This window comes from Pseudomonas peli (assembly GCF_050563605.1).
Lineage (GTDB): Bacteria > Pseudomonadota > Gammaproteobacteria > Pseudomonadales > Pseudomonadaceae > Aquipseudomonas > Aquipseudomonas peli_A.
The window spans coordinates 1-266 of record NZ_JBNXUH010000180.1; the positions used below are offsets into that span (position 1 = coordinate 1).

The window sequence follows — 266 nt, forward strand, 5'->3', positions numbered from 1 at the left end:
GTATAAGACTCGGGGGGCGTGGTCGGCAGCGTCGGATGTATATAAAAGACAGGCCCGGCATAGCATGGAGCGACGGAGGATTTATGTCGCAATTTGGGCACCTACAGGTTTTCCAGAGCATGCACAGCTCGCCCAACACCCGCCTGCACCGCAGCGCCGAGCTGGGCGATGGGCTGGCGGCTGCCGTGTGGAGCAACCGCCATGATGCCCGCGACTACGAAGCCCCCAGTCATCACACACCTGTCTCTTATACACATCTCACGCTG

The 266-nt window shown here is 60.2% G+C and carries 1 pseudogene; it reads left to right on the forward strand.

The window, feature by feature from the left end:
* Nucleotides 1-83 precede the first annotated feature (83 nt).
* Nucleotides 84-266 (forward strand): annotated as a pseudogene (locus tag ACQ4LH_RS21400) (AraC family transcriptional regulator); the annotation flags it as partial.